The sequence below is a fragment of the Streptomyces sp. RG80 genome, from assembly GCF_040446465.1.
Classification (GTDB): Bacteria; Actinomycetota; Actinomycetes; order Streptomycetales; family Streptomycetaceae; genus Streptomyces.
This window is the reverse complement of record NZ_JBEAAJ010000004.1, coordinates 562,690-578,327: the sequence shown is the minus strand read 5'-3', so window position 1 is coordinate 578,327 and position 15,638 is coordinate 562,690. Positions and strand designations below refer to the sequence as shown.

General features: G+C 70.4%; 18 protein-coding genes. 8 read left to right on the top strand and 10 right to left on the bottom strand.

Features of this window, described 5'->3' with window-relative positions:
• The first annotated feature begins 54 nt into the window (after positions 1–54).
• Together ABKA17_RS16785 and ABKA17_RS16780 are read left to right on the top strand one after the other, a co-directional pair.
• Complete coding sequence (locus tag ABKA17_RS16785) at positions 55–429, top strand: nuclear transport factor 2 family protein (protein ID WP_353692846.1); 375 nt, start codon at positions 55–57, stop codon at positions 427–429.
• 43 nt (positions 430–472) lie between these two features.
• Entirely contained in the window at positions 473–1,336 is an 864-nt protein-coding gene (locus ABKA17_RS16780; protein WP_353692845.1) for an SURF1 family protein, read from the top strand.
• Between the two features lie 113 nt (positions 1,337–1,449).
• Here the strand turns inward: ABKA17_RS16780 and ABKA17_RS16775 are convergent, their stop codons facing one another.
• From ABKA17_RS16775 to ABKA17_RS16760, 4 genes are all read right to left on the bottom strand, one after another.
• Entirely contained in the window at positions 1,450–2,481 is a 1,032-nt protein-coding gene (locus ABKA17_RS16775) for a hypothetical protein (RefSeq protein WP_353692844.1), read from the bottom strand.
• A gap of 125 nt (positions 2,482–2,606) precedes the next feature.
• Positions 2,607–3,182 (bottom strand): SigE family RNA polymerase sigma factor, encoded by a 576-nt coding sequence (locus ABKA17_RS16770; RefSeq protein ID WP_353693015.1) that lies wholly within the window; start codon positions 3,180–3,182, stop codon positions 2,607–2,609.
• A gap of 447 nt (positions 3,183–3,629) precedes the next feature.
• Entirely contained in the window at positions 3,630–4,709 is a 1,080-nt protein-coding gene (locus tag ABKA17_RS16765) for an aspartate-semialdehyde dehydrogenase (protein WP_353692843.1), read from the bottom strand.
• Complete coding sequence (locus ABKA17_RS16760) at positions 4,709–5,986, bottom strand: aspartate kinase (RefSeq protein WP_353692842.1); 1,278 nt, start codon at positions 5,984–5,986, stop codon at positions 4,709–4,711. The genes ABKA17_RS16765 and ABKA17_RS16760 overlap by 1 nt, the downstream gene beginning before the upstream one ends.
• Before the next feature lie 277 nt (positions 5,987–6,263).
• Between ABKA17_RS16760 and ABKA17_RS16755 the strand changes: the two genes are divergently transcribed.
• The 4 genes from ABKA17_RS16755 to ABKA17_RS16740 are packed head-to-tail and all read left to right on the top strand — an operon-like array spanning position 6,264 to position 10,256.
• Positions 6,264–6,992 carry a cyclodityrosine synthase gene (locus ABKA17_RS16755; RefSeq protein ID WP_353692841.1) on the top strand — a complete coding sequence of 243 codons (729 nt, stop codon included), beginning with the start codon at positions 6,264–6,266 and terminating at the stop codon, positions 6,990–6,992.
• Positions 6,979–8,169: a cytochrome P450 gene (locus tag ABKA17_RS16750; protein ID WP_353692840.1), complete on the top strand. Its 1,191-nt coding sequence runs from the start codon at positions 6,979–6,981 to the stop codon at positions 8,167–8,169. Before ABKA17_RS16755 ends, ABKA17_RS16750 begins: the two co-directional genes overlap by 14 nt.
• Before the next feature lie 60 nt (positions 8,170–8,229).
• Positions 8,230–8,919, top strand: a complete 690-nt coding sequence (locus tag ABKA17_RS16745; protein WP_353692839.1) for a response regulator transcription factor — start codon at positions 8,230–8,232, stop codon at positions 8,917–8,919.
• Positions 8,916–10,256 (top strand): sensor histidine kinase, encoded by a 1,341-nt coding sequence (locus ABKA17_RS16740; RefSeq protein WP_353692838.1) that lies wholly within the window; start codon positions 8,916–8,918, stop codon positions 10,254–10,256. The genes ABKA17_RS16745 and ABKA17_RS16740 overlap by 4 nt, the downstream gene beginning before the upstream one ends.
• Here ABKA17_RS16740 and ABKA17_RS16735 read toward each other — a convergent pair.
• Complete coding sequence (locus ABKA17_RS16735; RefSeq protein WP_353692837.1) at positions 10,222–10,722, bottom strand: SgcJ/EcaC family oxidoreductase; 501 nt, start codon at positions 10,720–10,722, stop codon at positions 10,222–10,224. The genes ABKA17_RS16740 and ABKA17_RS16735 overlap by 35 nt on opposite strands.
• Positions 10,723–11,002: 280 nt before the next feature.
• Between ABKA17_RS16735 and ABKA17_RS16730 the strand changes: the two genes are divergently transcribed.
• The gene (locus tag ABKA17_RS16730; RefSeq protein WP_502994266.1) at positions 11,003–11,722 is read left to right on the top strand and encodes a TSUP family transporter; all 720 of its coding nucleotides are present in this window, start codon (positions 11,003–11,005) and stop codon (positions 11,720–11,722) included.
• 25 nt (positions 11,723–11,747) lie between these two features.
• Here the strand turns inward: ABKA17_RS16730 and ABKA17_RS16725 are convergent, their stop codons facing one another.
• From ABKA17_RS16725 to ABKA17_RS16715, 3 genes are read right to left on the bottom strand one after another with little or no spacing between them, the layout of a single operon-like run.
• Positions 11,748–12,407: a DUF5063 domain-containing protein gene (locus ABKA17_RS16725; protein WP_353692835.1), complete on the bottom strand. Its 660-nt coding sequence runs from the start codon at positions 12,405–12,407 to the stop codon at positions 11,748–11,750.
• On the bottom strand, positions 12,400–12,999 hold the full coding sequence (gene recR / locus ABKA17_RS16720; RefSeq protein WP_353692834.1) for a recombination mediator RecR: 600 nt from the start codon (positions 12,997–12,999) through the stop codon (positions 12,400–12,402). Before recR ends, ABKA17_RS16725 begins: the two co-directional genes overlap by 8 nt.
• A gap of 57 nt (positions 13,000–13,056) precedes the next feature.
• Positions 13,057–13,395, bottom strand: a complete 339-nt coding sequence (locus ABKA17_RS16715) for a YbaB/EbfC family nucleoid-associated protein (protein ID WP_079309378.1) — start codon at positions 13,393–13,395, stop codon at positions 13,057–13,059.
• 268 nt (positions 13,396–13,663) lie between these two features.
• On the opposite strand from ABKA17_RS16715, the gene ABKA17_RS16710 reads away from it, so the two are divergent.
• Positions 13,664–14,416: an SLATT domain-containing protein gene (locus tag ABKA17_RS16710; RefSeq protein ID WP_353692833.1), complete on the top strand. Its 753-nt coding sequence runs from the start codon at positions 13,664–13,666 to the stop codon at positions 14,414–14,416.
• A gap of 263 nt (positions 14,417–14,679) precedes the next feature.
• Here ABKA17_RS16710 and ABKA17_RS16705 read toward each other — a convergent pair whose 3' ends face one another.
• Together ABKA17_RS16705 and ABKA17_RS16700 are read right to left on the bottom strand one after the other, a co-directional pair.
• Positions 14,680–15,240, bottom strand: coding sequence for a hypothetical protein (locus ABKA17_RS16705; RefSeq protein ID WP_353692832.1), 561 nt, complete (start codon positions 15,238–15,240; stop codon positions 14,680–14,682).
• A 70-nt stretch (positions 15,241–15,310) separates the two neighbouring features.
• A complete protein-coding gene (locus ABKA17_RS16700) occupies positions 15,311–15,628 on the bottom strand; it encodes a hypothetical protein (RefSeq protein ID WP_353692831.1) in 318 nt (105 codons plus the stop codon).
• Positions 15,629–15,638 lie beyond the last annotated feature (10 nt).

The window sequence follows — 15,638 nt, the reverse complement described above, 5'->3', positions numbered from 1 at the left end:
CACCGATCACACCGCGAGGGCCGATTGTCAGTGGCCGGGTGCAGACTCGTCGCCATGACCGATCTGCGCAAGACAGTCGAGACTTTCTGGGCCACCGCCGAGGCACGGGACTGGGACGCGTTCGCGGGCACCCTGGCCGAGGACGTGGTGTACACGCTGCCGCAGACGAGGGAGCGGATCAGCGGTCGGGAGCGGTTCGTGCAGTTCAACCGGGAGTACCCGGCCGACTGGCGCATGCGGATCGAGCGGATCATCGCCGAGCCGGGGCACGTGGTCAGCTGGATCCACTTCACGGTGGGCCTGGAGGAGATGTACGGCATCTCCTTCTTCACCGGGGACGAGTCCGGCCGGATAGCCGCCGTCACCGACTTCTGGCCCGAGCCGTACGAGCCGCCGACAGGCCGGGAGCACCTCGTCGAGAGGTTCTGACCCCGCGGACCGGCGTCGCCGGGCTGCCCCGTACCGTTGAGGTGTGTACCGGTTTCTGCTGACGCCCCGTTGGTGGGGGATCAACGTCTTCGTGCTGCTCGCCATCCCCTTCTGTGTGTTCATGGGGTCCTGGCAGCTGAGCCGGTTCGAGGACCGGATGGCGGACCACGACCGGGCGACCTCGCGGGTGGCGACGGACGAGCGCGATGTCGCACGGCCGCTGGCGGACCTGCTGCCCGTGGACAAGGAGACGTCCGGGAAGCAGGTCATCGCGTCCGGGCGGTACGGCAAGCAGTTGCTGGTGCCGGACCGGGAGCTCGACGGCAAGCCCGGCTACTACGTGCTGACGCTGCTGCGGATCGACGGCGGCAAGGCGCTGCCCGTCGTACGGGGCTGGCTGCCGGGGACCGCGGACGCCGCGAAGGCCCCGGCCGCGCCCTCGGGCGAGGTCACCGTCAGGGGCGCCCTGCAGGCGTCCGAGCAGCCCGGTGAGAACGGCGTCAGTGCGCAGGGCGGGCTGCCGGCCGGACAGACGTCGGCGATCAGCGCGGCATCGCTGGTGAACCTCGTGTCCTACGACGTGTACGACGCCTGGGTCACGCTCAACACCGGGGATTCGGGGATGAAGGCGGTGCCCGCGGCCGCGGCTCCGGACACCGGCCTGAACCTGAAGGCGTTCCAGAACCTGGGCTACACCGGGGAGTGGTTCGTCTTCGCCGGCTTCGTGGTGTTCATGTGGTTCCGGCTGCTGCGCCGCGAGGTGGAGTTCATCCGGGACGCCGAACTCGGGTTGCTGCCCGAACCGGGGACGAACCCGGAGACGAAGCCAGACGCGGAGACGAAGCCAGAGGCGGAGCCGGACCCGGGCGCGAAGCCGGAGACGGGCGAGCAGCGCGCGTCCGTGTAAGGCGCCCAGTCACCGGCGCCCAGTCACCGGCGCTCAGTCACTCGGGCGCTCAGTCATTCGACGCCCGGCCATGCGGCGCCCCGCTACGAGGCGTCCGCCGACAACACGTTCGGCTACACCGTCGGCGACAGCAGGCCCGTGAAGTACACCGTCCCCGCGCACGCGTTCGTCACCGTCGCCGAGGTCGACGGGGTGCCGCCCTCCGCCGCGCCGGTGATCGTCACGCTGCCGTCGAGCGTGCCGTCCTCCGTCATCAACTGCGTGGTGACGCCGGTGTCGCCGCCCGTGGAGGTGCCCTCCGTGGTGGTGCCGGAGTTGTCCGTGGGGGTCGGTGTGGGCGTCGGGGTGGAGCCGGTGTCGGTCGGGCAGGTCTCCGAGGGGACCCAGGCGAACTTCACGTGGTACGAGGCGCCGGGCTGAAGGACCAGGGAGGCGAGCTCGGTGGACGGGTCGGGCAGGGAGACCGCCGCGTCACCGGAGACGTGCCGGGCCGCGAAGACCTTGTTGTCGTCCGCCGCGCCAGACACCGCCTTGCTCACCGAACCCGGGCCGGTGACCGTACAGGCCGCGCCGGAGGCGTTGGTGAAGGTGAAGGTGCCGTACACCGCGCCGGCCGAGTCGGCGGCGTCGGTGCTCGCGGTCGGAACACCGAACGAGGCGGCCGTGCACGCGGCGACGCCCTCCGTGCTGGTGGCCGACGGGTCGGAGCTGTCGCTGCCCCCGGTGCCGGCGCCGGTGCCCTTGTCCTTGTCGTCGTCCTTGGTGTCGCCCTTGCCCTTGTCCTCAACCTTGCCGGAGGAGCCGCCGGAGGTGCTCTCGCCGCCGTCCGGGCCCTTGCCCTGGCCGGCACCGCCCTGGGCCTGCGAGGAGAGGCCGGCGTTCTGAGGGTCGGCGTCGGAGCCGACAGCCCCCGAGACGTGCAGCAGGGCGGGGATCGCGGTGCCGACGAAGAGCGCGGCGGCCGCCATGCCGACCAGCGCCTGCCGCTTGCGGGCCCGCCGGGCGGGTACCGCCGTCCGCAGATGGTCGAGCGTGCCGTCCCGCGGCTCGATCTCCTGGACCGCCTGATGGAGCATGCGGCGCAGTGCCAGCTCGTCCGAGTCGAGCCCTCCCGAGGGGCTCTGGTCGTCGAGGCCGTGGTTCACAGTTCCGTTCCCAGCAGTTGATTGCTTCGGCTTGGCTTGCGCGCCCGTACTGCCCGGTTCGCGCCATGCGTAGGGCTCGTGCGGGGCGTGCGAGGGGCGGCGCCCATCATGCTCTCCGGAGCCGCTCATGCCGTTGCCTCCATGGCGACCCGGAGCGCGGCGATGCCGCGGGAGCCGTACGCCTTCACCGAGCCCAGGGATATCCCGAGCGTCTCGGCGACCTGCGCCTCGGTCATGTCCGCGAAGTAACGCAGAACGAGGACCTCGCGCTGGCGGCGCTGGAGACCCTTCATCGCCTTGATGAGCGAGTCGCGCTCCAGCTGGTCGTACGCCCCCTCCTCGGCGCTCGCCATGTCCGGCATCGGCTTGGACAGGAGCTTCAGTCCGAGGATGCGGCGGCGCAGGGCCGAGCGGGAGAGGTTGACGACGGTCTGCCGCAGATAGGCGAGCGTCTTGTCCCGGTCCCGGACGCGTTTGCGCGCCGAGTGGACCCGGATGAAGGCCTCCTGGACGACGTCCTCGCAGGAGGCGGTGTCGTCGAGGAGGAGGGCGGCGAGACGCAGCAGGGAGCTGTAGTGCGCCCGGTAGGTCTCGGTGAGGTGATCGACGGTGGTGCCGGCTGCCGCGACATCCTCGGCGCCGTCACGCTGATTGGGTATGCGGGCCGGCCGCGCTGCGGGCATGGGCGCGATCACCGGCATGCCACCGGGAGCACCGGCCATGCGGGGTCGTACGGCCGGCGGGCGCGGCGGCCGGAGGGCCGTGCCGCGCGAGACCGCTGTGAAGTCGAGTACCTCTGCCACGCCAGTTGGACACCGCTACCCCCGTGAGGGTTGTACGTGCCGAGCGTCACTTTTGCGTCGCCTCTCGCGGTCGGCCGTCTGATGTCAGGCAGCACAACTGACCGTGCGTCAAACGCCCTCATGCCTACCCGCTCTTCCCCTATATACCGGATGACCGAGATGTCCCCACACCTCGTGTCACATCCCCGCGCCCCCTGAAGGGCGTTCGCAAAGACGCTCCCCGCCCTGCGCGCGGTTGCGAAGGACGGGGAGGAAAATCTTCGGACGACAAGGGCGTCCGCAGCAAGTGATCCGGAGCGTCGACCGGCTCACACTTGGTTCACAGATCTTACAAACTCACCGGGCTCAGCCACCCGTGAATTCCGCCGCCACCAGTTCGGCGATCTGCGCGGTGTTGAGCGCGGCGCCCTTGCGCAGGTTGTCGCCGCAGACGAACAGTTCCAGGGCGGTCGGGTCGTCCAGCGCCCGGCGCACCCGGCCCACCCAGGTGGGGTCCGTGCCGACCACGTCGGCGGGGGTCGGGAACTCCCCCGCGGCCGGGTTGTCGAACAGCACGACACCCGGCGCGGTGGCGAGGATCTCCCGCGCCTTGGCCACGGTGACCTCGCCCTCGAAGCGGGCGTGGACGGTCAGCGAGTGCGTGGTGACCACCGGCACCCGGACACAGGTGACCGCGACGGGCAGCTCCGGCAGTCCGAGGATCTTGCGGGACTCGTCCCGCACCTTCATCTCCTCCGACGACCAGCCGTCCTCGCGCAGCGACCCGGCCCACGGCACGACGTTCAGCGCGACCGGCTCCGGGAACGGCCCGGTGTTGTCGCCCACGGCCCGCCGTACGTCTCCGGGGTGGGTCCCCAGTTCCGTACCGGCGACCATCGCGAGCTGCTGGCGCAGTGTCTCCACACCGGCCCGCCCCGCCCCGCTCACCGCCTGGTACGACGACACCACCAGCTCGCGCAGCCCGAACTCGGCGTGCAGCGCGCCGAGGGCGACGATCATCGACAGGGTCGTGCAGTTGGGGTTGGCGATGATGCCCCGCGGCCTGACGCGTGCCCTGTGCGGGTTGACCTCGGGGACGACGAGGGGCACCTCCGGGTCCATCCGGAAGGCGCCCGAGTTGTCCACGACGACCGCGCCGCGCGCGGCGGCGACCGGCGCCCACTGCGCGGAGACCTCGTCGGGGACGTCGAACATGGCGACGTCGACCCCCTCGAAGGCCTCCTCGGTGAGGGCGACGACCTCGACCTGCTCCCCGCGCACGGCCAGCTTGCGGCCGGCCGAGCGCGGGGAGGCGATCAGACGGATCTCGCCCCAGATGTCCGCGTGCTGGGACAGGATCTGGAGCATGACCGTGCCGACGGCTCCGGTCGCGCCCACGACCGCGAGCGTCGGCCGCCCCGGTCGCCCGGACCCTGTCCCGGCCATCAGCGTCCCGTGCCCCCGTAGACGACGGCCTCGTCGCTGTCGGAGTCGAGACCGAAGGCGGTGTGCACGGCGCGCACGGCCTCGTTGACGTCGTCGGCGCGGGTGATCACCGAGATACGGATCTCCGAGGTGGAGATCAGCTCGATGTTCACGCCCGCGTCGGACAGCGCCTCGAAGAAGGAGGCGGTGACGCCCGGGTTGGTCTTCATCCCGGCGCCGACCAGGGAGATCTTGCCGATCTGGTCGTCGTAGCGCAGGGAGTCGAAGCCGATGCCGGCCTTGTGCCGCTCCAGGGCGTCGATGGCCTTGCGGCCCTCGGTCTTGGGGAGCGTGAAGGAGATGTCCGTCAGACCGGTGGCCGCGGCGGACACGTTCTGCACGATCATGTCGATGTTGATCTCGGCGTCCGAGATCGCGCGGAAGATCGTGGCGGCCTCGCCCGGCTTGTCGGGCACGCCCACGACCGTGACCTTGGCCTCGGAGGTGTCGTGCGCGACACCGGAGATGATCGCCTGCTCCACCGGCTTGTCCCCTTGCTTGATCGGCTCACTGCTGACCCACGTGCCCTGGAGTCCGCTGAAGCTGGACCGGACGTGGATCGGGATGTTGTAGCGACGGGCGTACTCCACGCAGCGGTGGAGCAGCACCTTGGAGCCGGACGAGGCCAGCTCCAGCATGTCCTCGAAGGAGATCCAGTCGATCTTCTTCGCCTTCTTCACCACGCGCGGGTCGGCGGTGAACACGCCGTCCACGTCGGTGTAGATCTCGCAGACCTCGGCGTCGAGCGCGGCGGCGAGGGCGACGGCGGTGGTGTCGGAGCCACCACGACCGAGCGTGGTGATGTCCTTCTTGTCCTGGCTGACGCCCTGGAAGCCCGCGACGATGGCGATGTTGCCCTTGTCGAGGGACTCCTGGATCCGGCCGGGCGTGACGTCGATGATCCGGGCTTTGTTGTGGACCGAGTCGGTGATGACGCCTGCCTGGCTGCCGGTGAAGCTCTGGGCCTCGTGGCCCAGGTTTTTGATCGCCATGGCCAGCAGGGCCATGGAGATACGCTCTCCGGCGGTCAGCAGCATGTCGAACTCACGCCCGGCGGGCATCGGAGATACCTGCTCGGCGAGATCGATCAGCTCGTCCGTCGTGTCGCCCATCGCGGAAACGACCACGACCACCTGGTGGCCGTTCTTCTTCGCTTCCACGATCCGCTTGGCGACGCGCTTGATGCCCTCGGCATCGGCTACGGAGGAGCCTCCGTACTTCTGCACGACAAGGCCCACGTGCGCTCCTCGCTCACTCAGTCACTATCCGCACATACGCATATGTACTGCGGTCGGCTCAGTCTAACGAGCGTCCGAAATCGACCTTCGTGAAACCACATGGTGAGACCCGGACGCCCAGCACGACCCTGCCCATCCCCACGGTGAACACTCGGCAAAGTGGGCCAGGTCACCCGTTGACGCTCTCCGTAGTCGAACGCTAACTTCGCGTCGTCGTCGCCACACCAGGAGCACACGGCTCCCCCGGGACTAGCGACGCGCGAAGGACTTCCTTCCCTTGACGACTGCGACCGCAGAGATCCAGCACGTCACTCCCGCCGACCTCTTCGAGGTCCGCCCCTTCACCCCGCACTGCGAGGTCATCCGAGCCGCCGGCGACCACGCCGTCATCGGCGTCTCCCCCGGCAACAGCTACTTCTCCGCCCGCCGGGTCCTGGACCTGGCCCGCTGGTCGGTGGCCCTGTTCGAGCGGGTGGACTTCGTCTACACCGACCTGCACGTGGCCGAGATGTACGAGGCCTCCGGCTATCCGGCCGACGACGCGCGCCGCAAGGCGGTGAAGAACCTGCGCGGCGTACGGGCCAAGGTGCTGGGCGCTGTCCAGGCCGTCGACCCCGGCGGCACGCGCCTACGGGCCCACGCGATGTCGGAGCTCCGCGCCAGGTCGGCCTACCGCGACCTCCACGAGCACCTCACCGCCCGCCTCGGCACCGACGAGGAGTTCCGCACGACCTGCGAACAGCTCGTCGGCACCTTCCTCTCCGGCAAGATCGAGGACGTCACCGAGGCCCAGCGCGAGGTCTGCCTGGCCTACGTCTGCGCCGAGGCACCCCTCTTCCTGGACACCCCCGCCATCCTCGGCGTGCCGTCCTCCCTGAACTGCTACCACCAGCTGCTGCCGATGGCCGAGCTGCTGTACGCCCCCGGCGCGGGCCTGCGCGCCTCCCGCAACCAGGGCCACGCGATCGTCACGCCCGCCGAGGAGGTGCACCTTGTCCGCCGCTGACCTGATCGTCGACTTCCCGTTCTCCTGGCGCGGCGACCAGCTCCCGGCGGAGGTCGAGGAGCTGCGCATCGACGCACCCGTCCGCCGCGTGCGCACCATCGCCGGGGACGAGGCCTGGCTGGTGTCGTCGTACGAGCTCTGCAAGCGGGTCCTCGAGGACCCCCGCTTCAGCCTGAAGGACACCTCGGCGCCGGGGGTGCCCCGGCAGTACGCGCTGACGATCCCGCCCGAGGTCGTCAACAACATGGGGAACATCACGGGCGCCGGACTGCGCAAGGCCGTACTGAAGGCCCTCAACCCGAAGAGCCCGGGGCTCGTGGAGTGGATGCGGTCGTACGCCGGTCAGCTGGTCGACGGGATGGTCCGCGAGGGCGCCCCGGCGGACCTGCGGGGTGGTTTCGCGGACCCGTACTCGGCGGGCATGCACTGCCATCTCCTCGGCATCCCGTACGCGGACGCGCCGAAGCTGATGCGGAGCCTGGACATCGCGTTCATGAACTCGGCATGCCCGGTGACGGGCGCCCGGCTCAACTGGGACCGGGACATCGCGTACATGACCGAGCGCCTCGACGACCCGGCGACCACGGGTCTGATGGCGGAGCTGGCCGCCCTGCGCGCGGACCCCGAGTACGCCCACCTCACCGACGAGATGCTCGCGACGGTCGGGGTGACGATGTTCGGGGCGGGCGTGATCTCCACGTCCGGGTTCCTGACCATGGCCCTGCTGGCGCTGATCCAGCGGCCGGAGCTCCAGGAGGAGCTGGTCGCGTATCCGGAGCGGATCCCGGCGGCCGTGGAGGAGCTGCTGAGGATCAACCTGTCCATCGGGGACGGGCTGCCGAGGCTGGCGCTGGAGGACGTGCAGCTGGGGGAGGTCGAGGTGCGCGCGGGCGAGCTGGTCCTCGTACTGGTCGAGGGCGCCAACTTCGACCCGGACGCCTTCCCCGACCCGCACTCCGTCGACCTCGACCGCGCCAACAGCGCCGCGCATCTCTCCTTCGGCGGCGGCCGGCACTACTGCCCGGCCACCGCGCTGGGCCGCAGGCACGCCGAGATCGCCCTGGCGGTGCTGCTGGAGCGGCTGCCCCGGTTGGCCCTGGCCGTGCCGGTCGAGCAGCTGGTGTGGCGGACCGGATTCATGAAGCGGATCCCGGAGCGGCTGCCCGTCCTGTGGTGATCGCGGGCTGAGAGGCTCGGCGACCGACCGTCTTTAAACTTCAAGCATTAGGGTTCGCCTGTGCGCGTACTGCTGGTGGAAGACGATGAGCCGGTCGCCGAGTCACTCCGGCGCGGACTGCTGCGTTACGGCTTCGAGGTGGCCTGGGTCACCACGGGCGGGGCGGCCCTCAGGCACACGGAGCCCTACGACGTCGTACTCCTCGATCTCGGGCTGCCCGACACCGACGGGCTCGACGTGTGCAAGGCGCTGCGTGAGCGCGGGGACGTGCCGATCATCGTGATCAGCGCGCGCAGCGACGAGACGGACCGGGTGGTCGGGCTGGAGCTCGGCGCGGACGACTACGTCTCCAAGCCGTTCGGGGTGCGCGAGGTCATCGCGCGGATAAGAGCGGTGATGCGGCGCGCGCAGCCGCGCACCGGAGCGGGCGCGGCCGGTCCCGACCGGTACGGCGACCGCCTCACCGTCGACCGCAAGGCGGCCCGGGTCCACCTGGACGGCGCGGAGGTCGCGCTCGCGCCCAAGGAGTACGACCTGCTGGCCTTCCTCACCGAGGAGCCGGGCGCGCTGATGTCGCGCGAGCAGATCATGGAAGCGGTCTGGGACGCGAACTGGTTCGGGCCGACGAAGACCCTGGACGTCCATGTGGCGGCGCTGCGGCGGAAGCTGGCCGGGGCGATCAGCATCGAGGCGGTCCGAGGCGTCGGCTTCCGGCTGGAGATCGTCAAGGGCGACGGCAACGCTTCATGAACCGGCAACTGATCCGCAGTTACATCCTGCTCGTCGCGGTGGCGATCTTCCTGTTCACGGTGCCGGTCGCCTTCACGCTCACCAAGCAGCTGCGGGACGACACCAGACAGTCCGTCCTGCGCGAGGCGAACACCATGGCGCTACTGCTGGGCAACGGCGACCGGGCCTCGTGCGAGGCACTGACCAAGGTGGCCAGAGCCTACGGCGACGTCCAGGCGACCCCCACCGCCGAGTGCGACCCGAAGCTGGAGAGGCCTACAGCGGACGCGGCGCTGACCCGGGCCGTGGAGGAGAACGAGCCGACGACCGACTGGGGTTCCGACTTCGTCTGGGGCAGGCATCTGACGGTCACGGTCCCTGTCGAGGGCGACGCGGCCGTACGGATCGTCTACTCGACCTCGGACATGACGAAGCGGCTGTGGCAGATCTGGGGCTTCCGGGCCGGACTCGCCGCGCTCGTACTGGCGGCCGCGGCCGCGATCGGGGCATACGCCGCCCGCCGGATCACCGCGCCCCTGCGCGAACTCAACGCCATGGCCAGCAAGTTCAGCGACGGCGACCTGACCGCCCGCTCCCCCGTGACGGGCCCGCCGGAGACCCAGACGCTCGCGCGCACCCTGAACCAGGGCGCGGAACGCCTGGACACGCTGGTCGCCTCGCAGCGGATCTTCGTCGCGGACGCCTCGCACCAACTCCGTACCCCACTCACCGCGTTGCGGCTGTCGCTGGACAACATCGCGGACGGGGTGGACGACGAGTTCGTCCGCGAGGACGTCGAGCAGGCGACCGCGGAGGTGGTCCGGATGAGCCGTCTGGTGAACGGCCTGCTGGTGCTGGCGCGGGCGGAGGCCAAGGTGACGGCGGCCGAACCGCTGCCGTTGTTCGACATCGTGGCCGAACGACTGGCGGTGTGGAGGCCGGCCGCCGACGAGCGCGGAGTCACCATCGCGCTAGGGGGGAGTACCGCCGACGGCCGGCTGCTTGTGCTGGCCAGCCCCGGCCATCTGGACCAGGTGCTGGACAACGTGTTCTCCAATGCCCTGGAGGTGTCGCCCGACGGGGGCACGATCACCGTCCGGGTCGAGACGCGGGGCGAGGAGGTCCTGCTCTCGGTCCTCGACCAGGGACCGGGCATGTCCGACGCGGAGAAGTCCCGCGCCTTCGACCGCTTCTGGCGCGGTCAGGGCCTGACCGGGCGCTCCGGTTCGGGCCTCGGTCTCGCCGTCGTCAAGCAGTTGGTGACCGACGACAACGGGACCGTGACTCTCGGGGACGCGCCCGGGGGCGGGCTGTCCGTGCGGATCAGCCTTCGGGCATCACCGAAGAGTGGTGGTTGACGATCTTCCACTCGCCGTCCCGCTTCTCGTACTCGTACGTGTAGCGGGCCTTGACCACGCTCTTCGCGCCGGTGTCCGGGTTGGTCAGCGTGAACTGGTAGACGCCGGCGTCGAGCGCGGAGTTCCTGTCGAGGATGTTGATGTGGGTCTCGATCTTCTTGCCGACCGGCTTGTTCAGCAGGAAGTGCTCGAAGTAGTCCTCGATACCGGCGTGGTCGGTGCGGACCTTGTTGGAGACGGTGGGCAGCAGGACCGCGTCGTCGGCGTACCGCTCGGTCACGATCTCGGGGTCACCGGTCTGGAGCGACTTGTTCCAGCCGTCGAAGAGGCCGGCGATCTCCTTCTTCGTGGGCTTCTTCGGCGACTCCGGCCCGGCGAGGCTGACACCCGCGGTGACGGTGCCGGCGGCGACGAGGGCGGTGGCGGCGATGATGGCTGCGCGCTTGGTTATCGGGCGACGGGTCATGTCAACTCCAGTGCGGGCGAGGGGGGTTGCTTCCTCTCTCTGTCTGCGGTCCCGGGTTCCGGTCCCTGTCGAGGAAGTGACTCCAGATTCGCGTGACACCGGTTAGCGACCGTGCAGGCGTCGTACAGGGGACGTCCAACGAAGACCCAACTCACCTGCGGTGACGGCTCGATCACTCAACGCCACTTTCCCCCGGAGGTGATCACCAGGGCGTACCCTCCCGGAGGCGCGGCGACCGTACCGCGCCCGGACGACGAACGGAGTGGGGCGAGTGGGCGACATACTGCTGCTGGCCGGGATCGTGCTGCTCGGCTCCTCCGTGCAGTGGCTCACCGGCATGGGTTTCGCCCTGGTCGCCGTACCCGCGCTCATCCTGCTGCTCGGCCCCGCCCAGGGGGTCGTGCTCGCCAACTGCGCGGCCGGGGTGATCTGTGTCGTGGGGCTGGCCGGCGGCTGGCGGCGGGTGCGCCCGGCCGCGATGGTGCCGTTGTGCGTGGCGGCGGCCTGCACGGTCCCGGCGGGGACCTGGGTGACCCGCCGACTCCCCGAGTCCTGGCTGCTGTTGGTCATGGGCGGGCTGGTGACCGTGGCCGTGCTGGTCATCATGCGAGGGGTGCGGATACCGGCGTTGCGCGGCACCCGGGGCGCGATCGCGGCGGGCGCGGCGGGCGGGTTCATGAACTCCGCGGCCGGCGTGGGCGGCCCGCCGATCTCCCTGTACGCCGTCAACGCGGGTTGGACGGTACGGGAGTTCGTACCGAACGCCATGTTCTACGGCGTCGTCGTCAACGCGTTCTCCGTGGCCTCCAACGGGCTCCCTGAGCTGCGCGCACCGCAGTGGGTGTCCGTCGCCGTCGCGATGGCGCTCGGCGGGGTCATCGGCAGAGGGCTCGCCGCCCGGACACCGGAACAGCGGGCCCGTCTGCTCGTACTGCTGCTCGCCCTGACGGGCGGGGTCACGGCCGTGGGGAAGGGCCTGTGGGGGCTGTGGGGGCCGTGACGGGGGCGCCGGAGGGCGAGCCGCCCTACTGCACCGGCCGCAGGCCCAGCGGGCCCGCGATCTCCTCCGCCATCACCTTGCCGGCCTCCATCTCCAGGGTCTCGTCGCCCATGCTCTGGTCCGTGTCCAGGCCGTCCAGCTCCTCCAGGGGCTGGTTCAGGCGGACATGGGCCACCACCGACTGAAGGGCGCGCAGGGTCGCGGAGGCCGTCGAGCCCCAGTTGGAGAAGTAGGAGAACTGCCACCACCACAGGGCCTCCGTGGTGCGGCCCGCGCGGTAGTGGGCCATGCCGTGGCGGAGGTCGGTGATGACATCGGTCAGGTCGTCGGAGATCCGGGCCGGCACCGGAGCCTTGCGGGGCTCGTAGGGGTCGAAGACCTCGGAGTAGACGTCGATCGGGTCCAGCAGCCGCGCCAGGTTCTCGCGGAGCTCGTCCACGTCGGCGTCCGGGCCCGTGTCGGGCTCGTAGCGCTCGTCGGGGACGATGTCCTCATGGGCGCCGAGGCGCCCGCCGGCCAGCAGGAGCTGGGAGACCTCCAGGAGGAGGAAGGGCACGGCGGAGTCCGGTTCGTCGCCCCTGGCCACCTCGGTGACGGCCACCAGGAAGCTCTCCACCTGGTCCGCGATCTGGACCGCGAAGTCGTCCGGGTTCTGGGCGGTCGCGTGCAGTGTGGCGTCAGACATCTAGAAGTCGTCTCCCCTCGAAGGCGCGGCCGAGGGTCACCTCGTCCGCGTATTCCAGGTCGCCACCCACCGGGAGGCCGCTGGCCAGGCGGGTGACCTTGAGGCCCATGGGCTTGATCATGCGGGCGAGGTACGTGGCCGTGGCCTCGCCCTCCAGGTTCGGGTCCGTGGCCAGGATCAGCTCCGTGACCGTCCCGTCGGCCAACCGCGCGAGAAGTTCTCGTATCCGCAGGTCGTCGGGTCCGACACCCTCGATCGGGCTGATGGCGCCGCCGAGGACGTGGTACTTGCCGCGGAACTCGCGCGTGCGCTCGATCGCGACGACGTCCTTCGGCTCCTCCACCACACAGATGACGGTGGGGTCGCGGCGGGTGTCGCGGCAGATGTTGCACAGCTCTTCCTGCGCCACGTTCCCGCAGGTCGCGCAGAAGCGGACCTTCGCCTTGACCTCCATCAGGCACTGCGCGAGCCGCCGTACGTCCGTCGGTTCGGCCTGCAGGATGTGGAAGGCGATCCGCTGCGCGCTCTTGGGACCGACGCCGGGCAGCCGCCCCAACTCGTCGATGAGGTCCTGGACCACGCCTTCGTACACGGACTGCCGTCCTTCCTGGGTTCCTTGGGTACGTACCGTAGTTGGCCGACGCCCGTCTTAGAAAGGCAGGCCCGGAATGCCGCCGCCCAGCCCCTGGGCCAGCGGGCCGAGCTTCTGCTGCTGGAGGGTCTGGGCGTTCTCGTTGGCCGCCTGTACGGCCGCCACGATCAGGTCGGCGAGGGTCTCGGTGTCTTCCGGGTCCACCGCCTTGGGGTCGATCTTCAGGGCGCGCAGTTCACCGGAGCCGGTGACCGTCGCCTTCACCAGGCCGCCGCCCGCCTGGCCGTCGACCTCGGTCCGCGCGAGTTCCTCCTGCGCGTTCGCCAGGTCCTGCTGCATCTTCTGGGCCTGCTGGAGCAGCTGCTGCATATTGGGCTGGCCACCACCGGGGATCACGATCAGCTCCCTGCTGTTTTCCGCCTGGGTCCTGCTGTGCTCTTACGTCTGTCACGAGCCTACGTGGTCTGCGCAGCCATCGCTCCAGCACTCTTTCGAGTGAGATGCCGTCGAGTCCTATACCTGATCAAGGGCCACTTCCGAGGGGAAAAGAGGCGAAAGCTATCCCTTCGCCACCCATTGGGCGGTAGGAAGGGTCCGGCGCGTCAGCATCATGCGTCACACAGCGTGCTCGTGCGTGTTCGTCGTGGTCAGTAGGGAGTGCCGGGTGGGTCAGCCGGAGATGCAGCCCGAGGATCCTCCTCAGGACGGGCGGGGCGGGGAGGCGGCCGGGCCGCGGCCGGACGACCTGACGGGACGGACGTTTCCGCTCGGCGACTGGGGCGAGCCCGCGCTCCGGCTCGACGAGCTGTACCGGTGGGTGGAGCGCGGGGCGCTCGACACCGCCGCGTGGTACCTCGCGGACCGGATGTGGAAGCGGCGGGGGGCGCGGGCGCTGCGGGCCGGTGCGGCGGCGGGTGCGGTCGCCGGGGCCTCGCTGCCCCTGCTGGACCTCACCGGGGTGATCGGCGGGGGCGCCACCTGGGGATATCTGGCGCTGCTCCTCGCCGTCGCGTGCGTGGCCGTGGACCGGTTCTTCGGTGTGACGTCCGGCTGGATAAGGGACGTGGCCACCGCGCAGGCCGTGCAGCGGCGGCTCCAGGTACTTCAGTTCGACTGGGCCTCCGAGAGCGTGCGGGAGGTGCTGGGACCGACCGAGGGGACCGCGGGTGAGGCGGCCGAGCGGTGCCTCGGGGTGCTGCGGCGGTTCTCCGAGGACGTGACGGAGCTGGTGCGGGTGGAGACCGCGGACTGGATGGTGGAGTTCCGGACGGGGTCGGCGCCGCTGGGGATTCAGGCGGCGGTGGCGGGGGCGGGGCGGTCGGACGGGAATGTGGTGCAGGGACGGTTCCCCTTGCCGCCCAGTGCCGGCGGCGCTCGACCGAACATGCCTCGGCAGCGGCCGCCGGAGGCTCGGTGACCGGGGGCGCGGTGACCGGGGGCGCGGTGGGGGGCGGGGCCGTCGTGGAGGTGCGGGTTCGTCGTGGCTTGTCGCGCAGTTCCCCGCGCCCCTGGGTGGGTGAGCTCGCCGCATGATTCGGTAGCGGCCGCCGGAGCGCGTGACCGGGGGCGCCGTAGGGGCTGGGGTCGTCTTGCGGGTGCGGGCTGCGTGTGGCTGGTCGCGCCCGCGCGGCGGAGCCGCAAAGCGATACGGCCCCGCGCCCCTGGGTGGGTCCAGTTCCCCTACGTCAGAAACACCAGCTCCATCCCCACCAGCATGTCCACCACCGCGCACCATTCCGCGAATGTCGGTGCCACCACCCCCTTCAGCCTCGCCAGCGTCAGGTGCGCGAAGTCCCAGATGCCGTGGCAGAACCAGCCCGCTGCCACGAACCAGCGGCCCAGGTCCGGGTCGACCAGCAGGCCCGTCACCGCCAGTGCGCCGAAGACAACCGCCCCCGCGGCCTGTAGCGCCAGGTTCTCCCTCCCGTGTGGGGTGCCCCGGACCATCCCCCACAGCAGTACCGCCAGTGCCAGGCCGACCATGACGCCCGCCGGGGAGACCAGGTCCAGGGCCTGGAGGCCGAACACCAGCGCCAGGCCGCCGCCTAGGACCGGCCAGGTCGACCTCGGGGTGCCGGTCTGGTTGATGACGACGTAGAGCAGGGGTAGGAGGGGGAGGATCTCCGCGAAGCCGGTGACCGAGTCGTCGAGGGTGTCGGAGGTGCTCGCCGCGGCCTGGGCGGCCCAGACAGTGAGGGCGAGGGCTGTGGGCCAGCGACGGATCGCCGAGGGCGCGCTCATGCCGCGTACTCCGTGCGGCGGCGGAGCAGGACGGCGAACATCAGCGGCAGCATCGCGAGGTGCTCCCACGTCATCGCCGTACCCGGGGACCTAGATCCCAGGACAGCAGGGGTACGAGGACCAGGGCCGGGAGGAACATCGCGCCGCACATCTCGGCGATGCCCGGCCAGGCGTGACCGCGTCGGCGCATCCAGAACGCCATGCCGGCCGACATCGTGAACGCCATTTCCAGCGTGACCAGTTCGGGATGGCCGGCCATGCCGTAGGTGAGGTCGGCGAGGGCCAGTACGCCCCTGAGGGCCGCGCCGAGGACGAGCATGGCGGCCAGCATCGCGAGGATCATCTCGACGTAGTGGCGGGCGAGTCCGTGGTGCCGTTCGTGGGGCATGACGCCTCCC